Raw genomic sequence first — 19302 nt, 5'->3', positions numbered from 1 at the left:
GTCTAAGCAAGAAGTTCTACCTGCAGCGGTCCAGGGGGATCGAGAGGGTGACAGTTGTCCCTTCTCCCTGAATACTTTGGATCGTCATTGCCGACTGCTTGCCATAATAGAGCTGCATTCTGGTATACACATTACGCAGGCCGAACAGATCCTTCACGTTTCCCTCATCCTGAGACAAGGAGGGAAAGCTGCGCAGCCCCATCCTCTTCAATTCGTTCTGAATGTAGTGAAGCCGCTTGCCCTCTATGCCGGAACCATTATCTTGGATGCTGATGTTTAAGAACGGTTTGTCATCCACCCAGCTGCTGATGCTGAGCAGCCCTCCGCCGGATCTTCCCTCCATGCCGTGCAGTATGGCGTTCTCCACCAGCGGCTGAAGCATCAGCTTCAGAATCAGTGCGGCTTTGCACTCTTCCGCAATATGGTACTCCACCGTGAAATTGTCCAGAAAACGCAGCTGCTGGATCCGGATGTAATAATGGAGATGGACCAGGCTTTCCTCGATAGTGAACACTTCTTTGCCCTTATTCAAGCTCAGACGGAAGAACCTGGACAGGTTCATGACCATCTCGCTTATTTCCTCCGCATCGTAATTTTTGGCCATCCAATAGATGGAATCCAGCGTGTTATATAAAAAATGCGGGTTGATCTGAGATTGCAGAAATTTGAGCTCTGTGGTGGTTAACCGTAGCTGCTGCTCGTAATGATCTTCGATGAGATGCTTCTGGTAAATCGTCATCTGATTAAACGAATCGATCAGAAATCCGAATTCATCCTTCCGTTTGTTCTCCAGACTGATATCCAGCTTGCCGTTGCCGAGCTGCTTCATTCCGCGTGCCAGCCTGTGTACGGGGGAGGCGATGCCGCTGTACACTACCCACGATATACCAACAGCCAGAAGGATACTGATTACTATAATCGTATAGGTAAACATACGCAGCTGGTCGGTCTCCTCATACAATTCTTTCTTGGGCTGGACCAGGGTAAGCTGCCAGAGTGAATACTCAGAATCAATCGTAACGGCCATTTCGTTGTCCAAAATATGCTGTTCCTTCATGTTCTCTGAACTGCTGGTACCCGCTACCACCTCGCCCCTCTCATTCTGCAAATCAATCCGGGTGCTTGCCGTCGGGAGCAGCGTCTTGATGGCGCTCAGCAGCTTGTTCTTGTTAAAGGTCACAATCAAGAGATTGGATTTGCGGTCCGAATTATACAAGTCCATGGAACGGACAAGAAATAGACTATCGGCATTCAACAAGCTGCCAAGCGTCATCCCCTCCGCAACATGCGCATCTGCCAGCATATAGCGCAGTCCCGTCCCGTTGCTCCGGGAAGCCTCCACCAGCCATTCCTGCTGAGGCTCCGATAATATCCGGCGGCCTCCGAAATTAGTAGAGATGAGCATATGGGAAGCCTGATGATAGATCGAAATTTCTGAGACAAATCGATTGACGGAAATCAAATTGGATAGCTGCTTGAGAATAAGCGAGAAGTCGAGGATCGATTCCGGCGACAGATTGGAGTCATTCTTGTTCAACAGTTCAATTAGGCTGGGATCGGCAGCAATAACGCTGGATATCTCCTCTACATTTTGCAAGGCGAGATCAATATAATCCATCGTGGAGGACAATGCGACCTGCGTTCGCTCAACCGCTTGTTCGTAGAGAATCTCCCGAGATTTCTCGATGGCAAACAAACTGACTACAACCAGCGGAAGCAGGATAAGAAGAAAATAGCCGGTAAGACGGGTCTGTATATTTCTGGAGTAACGTTCTGCGATCCAGCGCAGCATTTTATTCATCCCATTCCCTGCCCCTTTCGCCATCCCTTTGTTTCCTGTACCATTCATTCACCTCTTTGGTTATCTCGTCCCCTCCCTGCTGCTTCCACTGCTCCACAAATGAGTCAAACGCTTCCAGGGGCTGAATCCCCATAATGATTTTGATTAATCCCTCCTGCAGATCGCCCAGCTGTTTGTTATATTGGCTCATGGCCGGTGTGGGGATGCCGTAAAATTCATTTTTTATGAGATTCTGTTCAATCGTCTGCAGATTGTCATACAGATGAAAATCGCCAAGCGAGTCCAGCCTTTCCTTGAATAATTCAGGATCCGGCACGTCCACTAATGATTGATAGATCCCTCTGTACAGATGCTTGTCATGCATGGCAAAATCCGTTACCATCCGCCCGTTCTCCATCGTCCAGATCTGATTCTCAAATCCCAGCTTCAGGTTCTTGTAGTCGCCTGCTATAAAATCAAGCATCCTGATAACCAGCTCCGGATGTTTCGTCCCCACAGGAATGACGTTGTAACCGCGTATATTATCCTGATTTTTTATTCCCTTCTCTCCATGGATACCTGTAGGATAATCCAGGGCAATCCACTCCGCATCCGGATCTTTTTTCATATTGGCGGCAATCGGACCGCGGGTGTCGTACCAGGTCGCCGAGAACAGCCCAACCTTGCCATTCTCTACCTTCTCATACAAGTTGTTATGCAGATTTAAGGGAAATTCGCGATCAAGCAGCCCCTCTTGGTACAAACGGGCGAGAAAGGCAAGCGCTTTCCGGGTCTCCGGCATAATGCTGCCATTCACGAGCTGGCCATCCCTCTCGAACCAGGAGTCCAGCTGCGTGCCGAATGCCCCGAAGAAAGGGGCAGACCGGCTCATGTCGGTCATCAGGGTCAGTCCCACTGTATCTGCTTTGCCGTTGCCATCGGGATCATCCCTGGTGAAAGCTCTAATAACGTTGTAATATTCCTCCAGTGTGACAGGCGGCTTCATCCCCACCCGATCGAGCCAATCCTTGCGGGCGTACATAATCTCATTGCCAATGACCTCGTTCAAGCTGGGGATGGCATAGATTTTCCCGTTGTATCGCACTCTGTCCCATACCTCATCCTTAATTTTCTTCTTGAGATTGGGTCCGTATTGATCAATCAGCCCATCGAGGGGGATAAAGCTTCCTTGCTTGGCATAATGATTAAACCAGACAGGATCGTAGGTATGGAGCAAATCCGGCAAATTGCCTGACGACATAATGACATCCAGCTTCTCCTCATAGACTTCCGGAGGAGGTGTGGTTACCTTGATATCCAAATCATTCTTGGTCTCGATATAGCTCAAATATGGATTGTCGTTCTCATCCATTCCATCGGGAAAGGTCATGCCGAGGCTGCTAATGACAATGGATATAGCAGATTCGTCTTGAGCAGCAGGCTTATTCTTTCCTGTCTGGCCAGATAATTCACAGCCGGTGCACATATAACACACAGCGGCTGCGAGCATTGAAGACAATAAGATTTTCCACTGGACGGTCCTGATCCCGCATCTCCTTAACTTTGTTGCAGAGGCACTTGCTCGAGTCTTATCTTCCAGCATCGTTCTTCACTCCTTCCAATTAATAGGATACAGACAGTGGTTCTGAATTAGGGTCAACGGCAGCATCTTTCCAAACGATAATTCGACGAAAGGAAAATATCCCCTTCTTTCGTTCATAAATGCCTGTCCTTCTTGTCTTTTCATGGCAGATATACTGACACAAGAGTGGCCCATGTTACAGCTTTGAAGCTGCCGTTATCCATCCGGTCCCTGATAACCAAAACAAAAAAACTCAAGCGGTATTCCGCTTGAGTTCACATTCATTTATAGCGTGCTGTTATTACTTATATACCAGATATCTCATAAAAAAGAAGCTGCAGGCTGAAGACAGAAGCATGGACAATCCCTTCGATGTATTGTCGATAATCCACAAGGGAATAGCATAATGCCCCAGCATTCGGGCAGATATCACAAATACGAGATTGCTGATGACCAGGCTTACAGCAGCCTGGGCGAAAAATTTTATTTTTTCCTTCGTTGAGTATGAGGCTTCATTCTTGAAGGTTATTCGTGAATTCCAGTAATAACTGTTCAGAACGGCCAGTCCATAAGCAAAGGTATTGATGAGCGTGAGCTCCAGCACCGTGTGTCCATGCCATATCCACAGCAGCAGATTTAATGCAAGCAAGTCGAGTGCCCCGTTGCAAACCCCGATAATACCAAACCTGGTAAATTGATTGACGGCCTCCTGCGCCTTGGAAAGTGTCATTTGAAACTTCCTTACATCTCGAATTTTCAGCATCTTTTATAAACAAGCCGAATAATGGATGGGAAGCGCCTTATCCCGTCTCTAGGCGGAGGGCTCCCTATCCTTATCCTATACGAGATCCCGGCTATGTGTAAAGGCGAATCACGCTCTTCACTCTGCCCCGCCTTCCTCCCGCTTGATTGGAATCGCCTGTATTGCTATTGGTTAATCAATTACTGTTATGCAAGGGATGATTGCTCTCCTGCAAGGCCATTATTGTCGTGGTCAACCCTTCCTGGAACGGTGTCGCGGTGATAGGCCCGATTAACCGTTTGAATTTGTCTCCGCTCAGCGTCAGCGGCTCTTCGGTTAAATAAAGCATCTCCACGACTTCTTTCATGACGGGCACGCCAATTCCCAGCAGCGATAAACCTAATTTTTTCAGAGGAATGACCGGTTTAACACGGCCGCTTGCCGCCTGCGCAATCCGTACGATCTCTCGTCCCGATATGAGCCCGGCTCCCGGTATATTCCAGTTCTGCCCGTAAGCAAAATCTTTGTCTGCCAGCTCGGCAACCATGGCGGCCGCATCCGGCAAGTAGATGAATTCGCGTGGAACACACATGTTGCCGACGAAAAAAGCCATTTTACCGGCAGCGATGGCATCCAGGGTTGAACCCAGATACGAGGCTTCGTTAGCTGTTGGTCCATAATAATCAGGCAGGCGGACAATCATGACCTTGGACCTGCTCCACCGCTTGCTGAACAGCATCCGTTCATAGTCCAGGCGGGCTTTTCCTTTTTTCGTATGCGGCTGCTTGGGATGCTCTTCTGTCACAAGATCCATCTTTTTTCTCCCATAAGGATAGATTCCGTCAATCGCGACCACTTTAATCGCAAGCCTCTCTGCCGCCTCCATCACCGATTCGCCCAGCGGAATCAGCTTGCTTGCCATCTCGTGATAAGGAACGTTCGCGCAATGGAACAATACGCCCGCGCCGTCTGCTTGAGCTGCAATATCGTCAGGGCGCATTGCGTCCCCTACGGCAAGCGTCAAATGCGCGGGCTTGCCAAGCATATTGGCAAACCGTTCCAATTTCTCGCGTGAACGCCCAAAGGCAATCGTTCGTATCCCCCGTTTGACCAGCTCCTCCGTTATCGCTGCTCCCGTCCCGCCCGTTGCGCCAATTACTATTGCTTTTTCCATTATAATTTCCTCTTTTCTATGGTTTAGTTATTGGTCAATCACTAACTTGAATTCATCATATCATTCAGTTATTGATTGGTCAATCACTAAAATAGAGTTTTTTTTTGCTAAAGATTTCGTCCATTAGAATCGTTGATGTGAATACTTTCTTTACCCCTATCTCATCCGTTTTATTGTATAATAGCAGTGATATTGATTATCATTATTATTCATCCTCCATCCCCTCTTCAGGAGTTGATAGGCTATTATGATTTTGGAAGACCATCTTTTACTTTGGAACCATGCAGCGTTGAAAATAATGGAGGTGAAGCGTGCCGAGCTGCCGATTGGCGGGCAGCTGTACGCATCTCGGCTCCCGGTGAGCACTTTGTTTTACACGATACAAGGCCGTGCCCGGCTGCTGCTGAACGGGGAGGAGCAGCTTGTGGAGAATGGATATGTTTGCCACGCCGGCAAAGACACAGTTCTGGCTGTTACGGATATCGCCGAACATTTGGAATATTATATGATTCAGTATAAAGCCGCTCTTCCGCTGCCATGCAGTCAGGATCTGCTTCAGCTGCTGGACCGCACGGAACCGTTTGATATCCAATATGGTTTTGCGGCCATTCATGCGGCCCCTCTGCTCGCTGCCTTGTCCCGCATGGAGCAGGAATGGAACCAGCCTGGAGCGATGGCGAAGCTGCGGGTGAAATCGTTATTTTATCAGTTCGTTTGCGAGCTGTTGGAGCAATTGCAGCAGCATGATGGACTGGAGCAGGCTTCACCCGATTTGGTGCTGCAGGCAGCAAGATACATGGATAATAACTATGCCCAGCCGATCACAGCAGACACACTTGCGGCGCTCTTGAATTGCAGCTCCCGGACGATCCAGCGGCTGTTCAAAAAGCGGCTGGCGCTTGGGCCGATCGACTATCTGCTGCAGGTGCGCATGGACAAGGCCAAGGAACTGCTCCTGGATACGAATGCAGGGCTCAAGGATATCGCCGAAGCAGTCGGTTATGTGGACAGCTACTATTTCAGCCGGTTATTTAAACGTTCTACGGGCGTTTCACCTAGCACGTATCGGGATTGGATGCTGCAGTCCAGAGAAGATGAACCGGATAAAAATGCAGTGATCAAGCTTCAGCCGGCGGCAGACCGCAATGAAAAGAAGGCATGGACAGATGCGCTGGATACTGCGATCCGCCGCTCATTGCGTACGGTCATTCATCTTAAAGGCGAGCTTGCGCTTCAGCGACAGCCTGAGAAAATTGCCGTGCTGGATCCCCAGTTTATGGACCATATGCTGGCATTGGGAGAACATCCGGCCGGAAGTGTCATGGTGAGCGGGGATTCAAGCAGCTTTCCCGAGTATCTGATCGGCAAGCAGCACGCGCTCCGGACCTTGGGGACGAAGGATGAACCCGATATGGAAGCACTTCGTGCTTTGGCCCCCGATCTGATCATTTGCACCGAGTTCCAGAGGAATATTTATGCAAGCCTTGCGCAAATAGCGCCGACCATCATGTTTGAGCGGAACCGCGACTGGAGAGAAACCTTGCGAATCATCGGGCGTATTACGGGCAAGGAACTGGAGGCGGAGCAGGTTCTGGAGCAGTACAAACATAAAGTCGGCAGGCTGAAATCGGTTCTGGCAGCGAAGCTGCATGGACAGTCGGTAACCGTAATTCGTCCGCGGGATAACAATATAAGGCTGCATACAAGCGCTCACCGTACGGCGGCGATTTTATACAGCGATCTGGGGCTGCATCCGCCGAAGCAAGCCGTACAGCGCAAACGGACCAGCTCAATGATTTCGTTGGAGGGGCTGCCGGAGCTGGACGCCGACCATTATTTTGTGTTGACCGACAACAAATTTCAAACATGGGCGGATGAGATTCAGAATACGACTACCTGGAAAAGTCTGCGGGCCGTGCAGCAGCATCACGTTTATCACGCCAAAGTGAGCATGTGGATTGCCTATTACGGCCCTATTGCGATGAATCGGGTGGTGGACCAGGTGGCGGAAGTGTTCCTCAATGCAAAACAGCCTGTTTTGTCGTAAAGCGCAAGCTATAACAGGCGATACGTCAATTCGCTTCTTATACAAACACTGTTGAATCCGGATCCGCCGATCCTCAACAGTGTTTTTTTGTAATAGAAGAAAGGTTAACTCTTCCTCATACTTTGTTAATATTTCACGGGTCTAAGGAACTTGCCGCGCTGTCGGAGTACGGCGACAACCGCAACTTCTCATGTCGCCATAATCCATTGCGGTTGTCGCAAGCATCCATTGCTGAGGACAGCCTGAGTCGTTATAGTGTTGTAAGTGATGTTGAATATCATTATCAATTAGAAATCGGAGGGGCTTGTTGTATGTATCGAAAAATCAATTTTGTATGGACCATTAGCTTGTTAGCAGCTTTGGTTATGTTGCTGGGGGCGTGCTCGAGCAGTACCAATCAAGGCGGCAATAATACTGGAGAAGCAGCGGCGAATCAAACGCAGGCCAATACTGACGGGGCTGGAAACACCAACGCCCCAGCGGAGCCCGCGCCGGAAGCGCCGGTGACCATTCAGGGTCTGCGGGGCGAGATCACACTCGATAAGGTACCGGAGAAAATCGTCGTGCTGGACGTCCAGTATGCGGATCAAATGCTGGCACTGGGCAAGCAGCCGCTTGGCAGTGTAGTGGCCGAAACCGACAATGCGCTCCCTGAATATTTGGGCGAAAAGATGAACAATGTCACGTTAGTCGGAACATATGTGGAACCCAATCTGGAAGCAATCATCGGACTTCAGCCGGATCTCATTATCGCCACGGAGTTCCATGACAAGATCTATGACGATTTGCAGAAAGTCGCACCGACGCTTGTGCTGGAGCGCAATGAGGATTGGCGGACCGTACTGTTGAAATTCGGGCAAATTTTGCATCAGCCGGAAGAGGCGCAGAAGCTGGTTGATGATTACAAACAGAAAGTGAGCGACCTGAAGACCGTATTGGCCGACAAATTGAAAGACCAAACGGTCGCTCTGATCCGGCCCAGGGATAAAATGATTCGTCTCCATACGACATCGCATCGAACCGCACAAATTTTATACGATGACCTGGGTCTGACTCCTCCCAAAATGGCAGTCAACAGCACAGATACAAGCACGATGATTTCGATTGAAGTCCTGCCGGAGCTTGCTGCCGATCACATGTTTCTGCTTCAGGACGACACGAACACGGAACTGACGGCTGAATTTCAAAACACCTCAATCTGGAAAAGTCTGAGCGCAGTGACGGCAAGCCGCGTCTATGTGGAGAATACGGCACAGTGGATCGGTTATTATGGCCCTATTGCCATCAACCTGGTTGTCGATCAGATTGCTGATGCGCTTAACTAAGTCCGTTTGAGCCTGGAATCCAAAGGGGGGAATGAACATGCAGTCCCGGCTCATGCAGGAGGAATGGAAATACTTGAGCGGACATTTTGGCATGTGTGAGCATGCCTCGACCCGTCATAGGAATTCGGTGAGAGTGTTGGACCTGCTCGATGAAGCGAGATGCTCCGATTATCTGGATCAATTGACCGTGCAGCTGCAGTCTCCCTCGCGGATGATTACAGCTTCTCAGTTTATGAAAAGATATGCCTTCTTAACCGCCGCTCCGCTGCTGTACGCCATGTCCGCGTACAACAGGGGGCTGGATGTATCGGCCGGGAACTGCTTGCTCGAATCGACCCCTGGCCTCTCCTGGCTGGAGCTTGTCAGTCTTGCCGACGTCAATGCGGCGATGCCCGAAGCAAGCGAACGGCATGCTTGGCGCGATACGGTAATTCAAAGTTATTTCGCCGGTAATCTGGGCAAACTCATTCAGATCATGTCTGGCGTGGCCAAGGTGCCCAAACCGATTTTATGGGAGAATGCCGCGGTTCGTGTGTTTTCGCTCTACGAGAAACGAATCCGCGCAAGCGGGGATCAGCAGGAGCAAGCCCGCGGCCGGGCAGACTTTCAATACCTGATTCATCAGGCTCCTGGCGCCCTGTTCGGGGAGAAACAAAATCCGCTGAGCCTCTTTTATGGCAACCCGGTTTCCTCGACTGTCACTGATACGCCTATGCGTGTCCGCAAAACCTGCTGCTTTTACTATGAGGTCTCCAGTGTCGAGGAATACTGCTCTAACTGTCCGAAGGTGAAAAACTAACGGATGCAAGTAGTTGTTCATCGCTTAACAGCATATGCATTATAAAATCAGCGCCGCCCGGTTCACCGGGCGGCGCTTTGCTTGTCGGTCAGCCGTGCTTCCCTGCTATAACTGCGGAGTTGGTCTGATTGCATCTGGCCTCCCCCTCCCCATTCCTCTTGGCAATAGTCCCCCGGTTATTTTCCAACATTTACAAACCCTTCTTCTGGCGATTACCAACAGTTAATAAAAGTATTTTATAGTAGACAAGTGTAAGAAAAAAGTAAATATCTGGAGGGTTTGAATTGAGAAAAATGCATGTTCTTGCTTTTCCGTTGCTGCTGTCCGCGTTATTGCTTAGCGCCTGCGGCGCCAACAACGGTACCGCCGGCAATAATGGCGGCGACTCCGCAGTGCCTGCGGCGACGAGCGAAGAGACTTCTGCCCCTGCCGATACGACTGAAGCAAGCAAGTCAGCCGAAGGCTATGTTCCCGAAACGCTGACCGTTCAATTCGTTCCTTCGCAGAACGCCGATACGCTGGAGGCGAAGGCGAAACCGCTGGAGAAGCTGCTGGGCGACAAATTGGGCATCCCGGTAAAAGTGAGTGTTTCCACCAACTACAACACGATTATTGAGGCCATGGCTTCCAAGCAGGTAGACGTGGGATTCCTCCCCCCTACCGCTTACGTCATCGCCAAAGACAAAGGGGCGGCCAATATTATTTTGCAGGCGCAGCGTTTCGGCGTTGACGACAACACCGGCGCTCCGACGGCTGAACTGGTTGATTTCTACAAATCGATGATTATCGTCAAGGCGGATTCTGATATCAAAGAAGTAAAGGATCTGAAGGGCAAACGTATCGCCTATCAGGATGTCACTTCGTCGGCCGGTTATGTGTGGCCGGCAGGCAAGCTGATGGATAACGGCATCGATCCGCTGAGCGACGTAACGCCGGTTACGGTGAAAGGCCATGACCAGGGCGTAATTGCTTTGCTGAACGGGGATGTCGACGCTGCCGCTATTTTTCAGGATGCGCGCAATACCGTGTTGAAGGACTATCCGGATGTATTCAAGGATACCCGCGTCCTGGCTTTCACCGAGCCGATACCGAACGACACCGTAACGGTCCGCTCCGATATGAACGCGGACTGGACGGCGAAAATTCAGCAGGCGTTCATCGATATCGGCACCGATCCGGAAGGCCACAACATTATTAAGGAGATCTATACACACGAAGGCTATGTCAAATCCGACGACAGCGTATTCGAGATTGTCCGCCAATATGGTGAAAAAGTGAAAACCGAGTAAGCTCTCGCGCCTCTTTCGGCAAGCCGGTTCTGCACCCGGCTGGACAAGCCAGTACGTTCGCTTACAGCGCGCGTGCTGGCTTGTCCCATTGTTACGACTCTCTAACGAAAAGGAAGGAACTTAAGCATGATAGAGCTGCGCAACGTGTACAAGACATATCCGAACGCAACAAAGGGACTAAACGGCATCAATCTGACCTTCGGCAAAGGCGAGTTCGTCGCGGTTGTCGGGCTGTCCGGGGCAGGCAAATCCACCCTTCTCCGCTCGATCAACCGGCTGCACGATATTTCCGGAGGCGACATCCTGATCGACGGCAGTTCGATCACGCAGTCGAGCGGCAAGCAGCTGCGGATGATCCGCCGCGATATCGGCATGATATTCCAGAGCTTTAATCTGGTCAAGCGCTCGACCGTACTCCGCAACGTGCTGGCCGGCCGGGTTGGCTACCATTCCACGCTGCGGACCATTCTTGGCCGCTTCCCGGAGCATGACGTCAACCTGGCCTTCAAGGCGCTGGAGAGAGTCAATATTGTGGAGAAGGCCTATTCCCGGGCGGACGAGCTGTCAGGGGGACAGCAGCAGCGCGTTGCAATTGCCCGTGTCCTTGCGCAGGAAGCGAAAATTATTTTGGCCGATGAGCCTGTTGCCTCCCTCGACCCGCTGACGACGAAGCAGGTCATGGACGATTTGAAAAAAATCAATCAGGAGCTTGGCATTACGACGATCGTCAACCTTCACTTTATCGATCTGGCCCGGGAATACGCGACGCGGATTGTCGGGCTCCGGGCAGGCGAAGTCGTCTTCGACGGACCCGTATCGGAAGCGACGGATGAAAGGTTCGCCGCAATTTACGGCAGGCCGGTTATGACGGACGAGCTGATCGGGGAGCTTGTCGTATGAGCCTGCAGGCGAATGTGAAGGCAAGCGCACAACCCCGCGCAGAGCGTCCGAAGCCGCCCCGAAGATACAAGCATTACTTGACGGCGGCAGTCGTGCTGGCGGCGTTGTGGGGAAGCGCCGCGAGGACAGAAGCGACGATTGGCGAGCTTGTCAAAGGCCTGCCGAATATGCTGGATCTGCTTCGCGAAATGTTTCCGCCGAGATGGTCGTATTTCGATAATATTGTGGCTGCCATGCTGGAGACGATACGCATGGCGGTTATCGGCACGACGATCGGCGCCATTCTGGCCGTTCCTGTCGCCCTGCTGTGCGCAAGCAATATCGCCGGAACCGGGTGGCTCTTCTATCCGATCCGCTTCCTGCATAATCTGGTCCGCACCATCCCGGACTTGCTGCTTGCGGCGATCTTCGTTGCCATTTTCGGCATCGGTCCCGCGCCGGGCATCCTGGCTCTCGCCGTTTTCTCGCTGGGCCTGATCGCCAAGCTGACCTATGAGGCGCTCGAAGGAATCGACCGCGGACCGCTGGAAGCGATGACCGCCGTTGGCGCTAACCGCTCGCAGCGTATCATGTACAGCGTCGTACCGCAGATTCAGGCGCATTTTGTCTCGTTTACGCTGTATACCTTCGAGATTAACGTTCGGGCTGCTGCGGTACTTGGGCTCGTCGGTGCCGGAGGGATCGGCCATTTCTACGATGTAACGCTCGGCTTCCTGGAATATGACAAGACTTGCGTTATTATTCTTTTCACATTGGCTGTCGTGCTGCTGATCGATTATGCGAGCACCAAGCTGAGGGAGAAGCTGCTATGACGACGAAAACAGAAGCACAACGACTACGCAAACCGCGACGCAGCCGATATCGCTGGCTTATCTATGCGGCGCTTGCGGCCGTCTATATATGGGCTTTCGCCGATATTCCGTTCACGGGAATCAAGGAGACGGCCTGGCAGATTACGAAGTCGATCACGACCGGCATATTCTCGCCGGACTGGGACTTCGTCTATTTGCCCGATGGCGAGGATCTGCTGCGCGGTCTGCTGGATACGCTCGCGATATCCGTCCTGGGCACTTTTATCTCCACCGTGATCTGCATCCCGTTCGCATTCTGGGCGGCTGCCAATATGAGCCAATACAAGACAGTGTCCGGCACGGGGAAAATCATTCTCAGCTTCATCCGGACCTTTCCCGAGATTGTCATGGCGATCCTGTTCATCAAGGCGGTCGGGCCCGGCTCCTTCGCAGGCGCTCTGGCGCTTGGCTTGCATTCGGTCGGGATGCTGGGCAAGCTGTTCGCCGACGAGATCGAGAGTATCGACCGCGGTCCGGTGGAAGCACTGATTGCTACGGGCGCAAATCGGCTCCAATTATTATGGTTCGCGGTCATTCCGCAGGTACTTCCGGGCTTCCTGTCCTATACGCTGTACCGGTTCGAGATCAATTTGCGCTCCGCCACGATACTGGGGGTCATTGGTGCCGGCGGCATCGGCACGCCGCTTATCTTTGCACTCAGTACGCGCAACTGGGACCGCGTCGGCATCATTCTGCTTGGTATCGTAATCATGATCACGATCATCGATTATCTCTCGGGGGCAATCCGGAAGAGACTAGTTTAAGAGAAGAAACCGTTCGTTCCGCCTGCTGCGAAACGGACGGTTTCTTTAGCTCGGCGTCTAATGGGATGCTCTTTGATGTACCTCGTGGCGTGCTCCCACTGCGCCGCTCAGGCATCTCATCTTACTCGCCTTTAAGGAGGCAGTATTTCCGCGCGCTGCGCGCTACCTTACTACGACGGTAATCGCCTCGCTTGTTGTCTCGCCTGCGGCGTTGACAAGCTCGCTGCGGTACGTATACGTTCCCGCCTTACGCCCGTCAATCGCTGTCACGGCATGCTGTGCGTTCGGCGTGTGCTCCTCCAGCTGCTGCGAATCGACAAGTCTGTCATTTTCATACAGCCGGTACCCGGTCGCATTCGTTCCCCACCACAGATTCATCGTTACGTTATAATTGCCGTCGCCGTCCCAATTGTCTTGCGACAGCACCGGCTTGCCGGGGGACGCATCCGCCACGGTCACGACCAGCGTATCGCTCATCGTCGTTCCGTAGGCATTGCCAAGCTCCGCTGTATAACGGTAAGTCCCGTTCGCCTTGCCGGCAATATCGGTATTCACGGTTTGCGCTGCTGGTGTCCTGTCCGTCAGATTCTGCGTGCTGATCAGCTCGCCGTTCTCGTACAGCTTGAATGAGGTGCCGTTATTCCCCCACCATACATTCATCGTTACCGTATAGCTGCCATCCCGGAGGCCCGTATCATAACCGTTGTTGCTCGACAGCACCGGCTTGCCTGGAACGCCTATCGCCAAAGGCTTGCCTGTAATCTGGAAGGGATGGCTGGCAGCCGAGACGTTTCCTGCGGCATCCACAACGCTGTAGCTTACCGAGTGAGTGCCCACTCCCAGCTCCGATGCCTGTACCGTCTCCCCGCTCGCAATCTCTGCGCCATCCAGCAGCAGCTGCTCTGAGATTATTCCGGAGAGCCCGTCGGATGAAACCAATTCAAAGGTCAAAACAGCTGTTTCAAGCACATCACCTACAGCCTGCCCCGACTGGGTCAGTTCAGCGGCAGGAAGCGTCTTATCCACGTTCACCTGTATGAATTTCGCCTCTTCCGCGTTGCCGGCCGCATCCGTAGAGAAATAGCCGATCGTATGCCGCGCTTCCTCTGTGATGGTGAACGGCCCCGCATAGGCGGTGTATGCACCGCCGTCAATGGCATATTGCGTCGTTATGGTTCCGGCCGTGTCATCTGCAGCGGTTAACGCAACTTCCACATCCTGATTCACCCATCCTTCGGCGTTAGGAGCCGTGGAAAGCGCAGCCGACGTTGTCGGCGCCTCCGTATCCGACTGCACCGCTGAGAAGTCGCCGAGTCCTCTTGGCTTCAACTGGTAGAGCCCTCTGAAAATAGCCGAGACGCCGGTTACATTCACCACAGCTCCTTCCTGATACGGAAAATCGGCAAGCGCAACTCCCGTCCGCACATCGATGCGCACATGATTGCTGACTCCGCCGTTCACCGCGTCGAATTCAAAAGAACCCGCAGGCGTTGCGCTGATGATATTGCGGATCGTCACATCCTGCAGCTGAAGCAGCTGCCCTTGATTGGCATCGCTCACCGCTTCCGCCATGACCGGGCCAGGCAGCGGTGCCGTACCCGTCTTCTCGATTGCAATCAAATCCGCAAGCTCAAGCTCGGTATTATAAACGGCAAGAGGCGCCGTAATCTTCACAACATCGCCCAAATGATAGCCGCTGGCGCTTTGGAACACATAGATGCCGCCGGTCTCATCCTGAAGATAGAAGGCTTGTCCGCCAAAAGCACCCGGCTCGGTCGTGATCACTCCCTCCACCGTAACGGTCGATCCTTCCGCCTTCGTACGGGCTTCTGCTATGGTGACCGCTGCCGGAATCGGTCCTTCCTCCTCCGGCAGCGGCTCCGCAGGCACATTTGCCAGTGTCACGGTCTGCGTGAGCAGGTTCGTGCCGTTCTGTCTGAGGCGGAGGTTCGCCGTTCCGTTCGTACCCGGCTTGATCCGGACCGTCAGGTCCTTGAAAGCATGCCCCCTGCTGTCAGAGGTTAAGCTGAAAGCGGCGCTGTAGCCATAAGCTGCCGGCCATGTGCCGTCTTCATTCCGGACGAGAGCTACCTGCGCTCCGCCGGTCAAATAAATGCCCGCGCCGAAGCCCGATACCGTGGTATTGGCAGGCAGATTATCTGCGGCTACGCGAATTTGAAAATCGGCCGCGTTCGGCAGCTGCGCCTGGTGGACGAAGCTGTACGCGGCATTCGCGCTGCTAGCAGGTCCGCCGTAGGAACCCGGCTTGAAGGTCGAACGGTCATGCCATTTATACCCGGCCGCCGGGGCGGACCAAGGCTCCGGCTGCGGCTCCGTAGATGCTGCGGGAGACTCGGTTGGCAGCAGCGCCGTTGGCTGGTCTAGCTGCAGGCCGCTTACTTGCTCCAGGCTCGTATAGCTCTCCTTCTCGGACAGCCAATTGATCAAATTCACAAGCAGCAGGCCGTCATCCTGCTCCTTGAAGCCGTCGTATGTCGTTTTCCTTGCGCCCGTCTCCTCGCGCAGATATTTCGGAGTGGCGTCCTCGACCGGCGACGAATCGCCGATAAATGCAGCTTTGCCGGCACCGGCCTTGGAGACGGCAACATAAGGCCCTTCTTCAATCCCTCCGCCGTTATAGACCCCTTGGTCGACTGCGCTTCCCCAGGACTCGTTCGTTTCGGGAACGTAGACGATCCCTTTGGCTTTGGACGGATCAATGATGGCGAGTGTCGAGCCGGCATGCATGGCCACGCCCGACACGCCTTCCGTAATGCCGAATGCCTGCCCGGACTGGACGATCTGACTCGCCGTTATATCGCCAAGCGCATTGTATCGGAACCGGACGCCGAAATTGTCCGCCAGCCAATCGGAGCTGGCGATATTTTGCATGGCGGCCGAGCTTCTTTCTTCCGCGGTCATCCCCTTGGCCGGATCTTCCCAGGCACCGCGCCGGTATCCGTTTATTGCCTCCGAGCCGTCCCAGCGGTTCTTGTTGCGGTCCGCGTTATAATGGTCACCGATAAAGAAGATGCTTCCGCCTTCCTGGATATACTGCTCCATGGCGTCCTGCTCGCTCGTCTTGAACGGAATGTTCGGCTCCGCGATAACGAACACGTCGTAATCCTTCAATTCATTATAAGTAAAAGCGGCAGACTTGCGCAGTTCCTTTACATAGTAGCCGTCGTTTGCCAGCGCTTGGCCAAAATCCGAAAAGCCCCCGTCAATCACCCAGTCCGCCGCTCCCGCCGTTTGGGCGTGCGTGTTGTCGAAAAGAACCTTTTTGCCTGCATTCTCGTTGACGATCTTCGCTTCAATGAAAGGCGCCGGGTCGCCCGGACCCTCGGCATAGGCCGGCTGGAGCCCGCCTGTGAATCCCGCAAACAACGGCAGTACCAGAGCCGTCAGCAAGGCGGCCTTTACCCATCTTCCATTTCTCCACGCAAGATTTCCCATTAAAGTCCCTCCTCATATGAAATCTAGTATTTCGCCCATATTCTACCATATACATAAGAACGCCGGTGATAGGGTTTTGTAAATATCTTGAGCGTCTTTCAGAAAATGAAAGGGACAGCGGACACGTACTGGAAAGGGAATCCGGCATACAAATGAAGCCAGCCGGCATGAAATATGGAGCCAAAAAATAAAAAAAACCGCGATTTACGCGGATCCATAACAAAAACAGATTATTGTCCCCCGACATCAGAAGCTAATGTGGGAACGATTGATTTTCATAGATGACATCCTATGTAAAATCACCGGCAGACACATGCCGCCAAGGAGGCTGAAATAAGCCTCCTCAAGCGAAAGGTCCCGGGACTGACAGGCTTTAATAACGGGATCGGCCTGGAATTCTTGCCCATGACATCCTGGGAACGGCCAACCTGCTCAAGGGTAAATGCCAATGATACGGCGAACCGGATAATGAGAAGCTCCAAAGAAATCGGAAAAGACATGTTTCTCTCTTCAGAGCGGCCAGTCAGACTCAAATAGCATTCACACCATTGGCAATATCGTTCTGTACGCTGTCCTGGAAATCAGGGTCGTTCGTATTCGTGGCACTGAGCGCATTGTTCGAGTTGGCAAGGCTGCCTGTTAAAAATGAACCGGCTCCGGCATATGTTTTTGACGTGCTGGATGGAGACGATTGGATACAATCGCCGAACTGGACGATGGAACTCGATCCGACGCTGACAATTTTGGCAAAACCGACAATAGCGGGCATTACAAGATCACTCCTTCTTCAACTGTGTTTTTACATCGTATGCGGCATTTGCCTATAGGTTCCGGCCCTCTGTGCAAAGGTATATATCCGGCAAGCCGCCATACCAGCCGGTTTATAGCCAGCATAAAAAGCAAGCTCCCATTCATAAACTTACTCCGAGGAGCTTGAATGCAAGGAGGTCTCCCTTTTACATGCCCGAAAAGATAAATCTGCAAAAATTCGTAGATGAGCTGCCCGTTCCCTATACGTTATCCCCCAGGAAGCAAAGCAGCAATCATTCCTATTACGAAGTGATTATGAAGGAGTTTTCCCAGAAGCTGCACAGGGATCTTCCGCCAACCCGTCTATGGGGGTACGAAGGAACATTTCCTGGTCCTACGTTCGATGTGATGAAGAATGAGACTGTATTGGTCAAATGGATCAATGACCTGCCGGGCAAGCACTTTCTTCCCGTTGATACCACGATTCACGGTTCCGAATCAACGCTTCCGGAAGGAAGAAGCGTTGTACATTTACATGGAGGAAGAACGCCAGCCCATAGCGATGGTTACCCCGAGGCATGGTTCACGAGAAATTTCGAACAAACGGGACCTCTATTTGAGCGGGAGGTGTATATCTATCCAAATATTGAGCGGGCCACAGCTTTATGGTATCACGACCACACAATAGGAATTACAAGATTGAATGTCTATGCGGGACTCGTGGGTTATTATCTCATTCGCGACAAGCACGAGCAATCGCTTAATCTTCCTCAAGGAAAATATGAAATTCCACTTATCATTGTGGACCGATCGTTCAATCCCGACGGATCGCTTTACTATCCCGCCAGGCCGGATCAGGATGATGCAGGTCTCCCATCTCCTTCTCTAGTCCCTCCATTTGATGCGGATACGATACTGGTAAACGGAAAAGTCTACCCCTATTTGAACGTTGAGCCTCGAAAATACCGGTTTCGGATTTTGAACGCATCCAATAGTCGAATCCTTACATTAAAATTGGACAGCGACCAGCCTTTTTTTCAACTTGGCACGGATAGCGGCCTGCTTGAGACAATGATCGTCATCCATGAATTTATCCTTTTGAGCGCCGAGCGTATGGACGTGATCATCGATTTTTCCCATTGCTGCGGCCAATCCATCATTCTCAAAAATGTTACCAGCAATGCCTCAGCCGAAACCACGGAGGTTATGCAATTCAGAGTCACCCAACCGTTAACTAGCGCAGATACCAGTTCTCTTCCATTCTACATGGGAGAATTTATAAGACTATCAAGAAGTATGGCCAAGAGAACAAGAGATTTGGTGCTTATCCGAATTCAGGACCAGTATGGAAGATCCTTGAATTTATTGGACGGTAAAATGTGGATAGATCGCATATCCGAAAAAATTGAAGTGAATACTGTCGAAATATGGAGGTTCATTAATATCATTAATGATGATCCTCACCCGATCCATCTTCATTTGGTTGACTTTCAAATCCTTGACCGTCAGCCTTTTGATGTCGCTCATTTTGAAGAAACAGGAAACCTGATATTCCCGGGACCTCCGGATCCTCCTGAACCTTATGAAACAGGATTGAAAGATACCGTTCGAGCTCCTTATGGCTATATTACTTCCATAATAGCCCGTTTTGGACCTTTTACCGGGCGTTATGTGTGGCATTGCCATATGCTGGAGCATGAGGATTATGAAATGATGCGGCCCATGGAGATTATTGAAACACTGGACTAAAGACAAAAACAGGAGACTCATTTCCATTACATCCATTCGTCATCCTGCATCGCCACCCGGATGACAAGGACATCTATCCATTGCGGGAGTCTTC

14 protein-coding genes are annotated in these 19302 nt (G+C 51.9%); 8 read left to right on the top strand and 6 right to left on the bottom strand.

What is annotated here, in order from left to right:
• Positions 1-16: 16 nt before the first annotated feature.
• The 4 genes from AC0YNV_RS07750 to AC0YNV_RS07735 form a co-directional block, all read right to left on the bottom strand.
• Complete coding sequence (locus AC0YNV_RS07750) at positions 17-1801, bottom strand: cache domain-containing sensor histidine kinase (protein WP_475767169.1); 1785 nt, start codon at positions 1799-1801, stop codon at positions 17-19.
• A complete protein-coding gene (locus AC0YNV_RS07745; protein ID WP_475767348.1) occupies positions 1794-3290 on the bottom strand; it encodes an extracellular solute-binding protein in 1497 nt (498 codons plus the stop codon). Before AC0YNV_RS07745 ends, AC0YNV_RS07750 begins: the two co-directional genes overlap by 8 nt.
• A 373-nt stretch (positions 3291-3663) precedes the next feature.
• The gene (locus tag AC0YNV_RS07740) at positions 3664-4092 is read right to left on the bottom strand and encodes a GtrA family protein (protein ID WP_475767167.1); all 429 of its coding nucleotides are present in this window, start codon (positions 4090-4092) and stop codon (positions 3664-3666) included.
• Between the two features lie 208 nt (positions 4093-4300).
• Positions 4301-5278 carry an SDR family NAD(P)-dependent oxidoreductase gene (locus AC0YNV_RS07735; protein WP_475767166.1) on the bottom strand — a complete coding sequence of 326 codons (978 nt, stop codon included), beginning with the start codon at positions 5276-5278 and terminating at the stop codon, positions 4301-4303.
• A gap of 247 nt (positions 5279-5525) precedes the next feature.
• Here AC0YNV_RS07735 and AC0YNV_RS07730 point away from each other — a divergent pair, with 247 nt between their 5' ends.
• The 7 genes from AC0YNV_RS07730 (at position 5526) to phnE (AC0YNV_RS07700) (ending at position 13253) form a co-directional block, all read left to right on the top strand.
• Positions 5526-7325, top strand: a complete 1800-nt coding sequence (locus AC0YNV_RS07730) for an ABC transporter substrate-binding protein (protein ID WP_475767165.1) — start codon at positions 5526-5528, stop codon at positions 7323-7325.
• 311 nt (positions 7326-7636) lie between these two features.
• Positions 7637-8650: an ABC transporter substrate-binding protein gene (locus AC0YNV_RS07725; protein ID WP_475767163.1), complete on the top strand. Its 1014-nt coding sequence runs from the start codon at positions 7637-7639 to the stop codon at positions 8648-8650.
• 37 nt (positions 8651-8687) lie between these two features.
• Positions 8688-9449, top strand: coding sequence for an IucA/IucC family C-terminal-domain containing protein (locus tag AC0YNV_RS07720; protein WP_475767162.1), 762 nt, complete (start codon positions 8688-8690; stop codon positions 9447-9449).
• 293 nt (positions 9450-9742) lie between these two features.
• On the top strand, positions 9743-10738 hold the full coding sequence (locus AC0YNV_RS07715) for a phosphate/phosphite/phosphonate ABC transporter substrate-binding protein (RefSeq protein WP_475767346.1): 996 nt from the start codon (positions 9743-9745) through the stop codon (positions 10736-10738).
• Positions 10739-10864: 126 nt separating this feature from the next.
• Positions 10865-11638 (top strand): phosphonate ABC transporter ATP-binding protein, encoded by a 774-nt coding sequence (gene phnC, locus AC0YNV_RS07710; RefSeq protein WP_475767160.1) that lies wholly within the window; start codon positions 10865-10867, stop codon positions 11636-11638.
• A complete protein-coding gene (phnE, locus tag AC0YNV_RS07705) occupies positions 11635-12450 on the top strand; it encodes a phosphonate ABC transporter, permease protein PhnE (protein ID WP_475767159.1) in 816 nt (271 codons plus the stop codon). Before phnC ends, phnE (AC0YNV_RS07705) begins: the two co-directional genes overlap by 4 nt.
• Positions 12447-13253 carry a phosphonate ABC transporter, permease protein PhnE gene (gene phnE, locus AC0YNV_RS07700; RefSeq protein ID WP_475767157.1) on the top strand — a complete coding sequence of 269 codons (807 nt, stop codon included), beginning with the start codon at positions 12447-12449 and terminating at the stop codon, positions 13251-13253. The genes phnE (AC0YNV_RS07705) and phnE (AC0YNV_RS07700) overlap by 4 nt, the downstream gene beginning before the upstream one ends.
• Positions 13254-13415: 162 nt before the next feature.
• Here phnE (AC0YNV_RS07700) and AC0YNV_RS07695 read toward each other — a convergent pair whose 3' ends face one another.
• Positions 13416-16709, bottom strand: a complete 3294-nt coding sequence (locus AC0YNV_RS07695; RefSeq protein WP_475767155.1) for an OmpL47-type beta-barrel domain-containing protein — start codon at positions 16707-16709, stop codon at positions 13416-13418.
• A 529-nt stretch (positions 16710-17238) separates the two neighbouring features.
• Positions 17239-17478 carry a spore germination protein gene (locus tag AC0YNV_RS07690; RefSeq protein WP_210040072.1) on the bottom strand — a complete coding sequence of 80 codons (240 nt, stop codon included), beginning with the start codon at positions 17476-17478 and terminating at the stop codon, positions 17239-17241.
• 191 nt (positions 17479-17669) lie between these two features.
• On the opposite strand from AC0YNV_RS07690, the gene AC0YNV_RS07685 reads away from it, so the two are divergent.
• Complete coding sequence (locus tag AC0YNV_RS07685) at positions 17670-19208, top strand: multicopper oxidase family protein (RefSeq protein WP_475767154.1); 1539 nt, start codon at positions 17670-17672, stop codon at positions 19206-19208.
• Positions 19209-19302: the final 94 nt, after the last annotated feature.

This window comes from Paenibacillus sp. JT31N11 (genome assembly GCF_056269285.1).
Note: the sequence above shows the minus strand (reverse complement) of the source record. Positions and strands in the feature narration are given on the sequence as shown.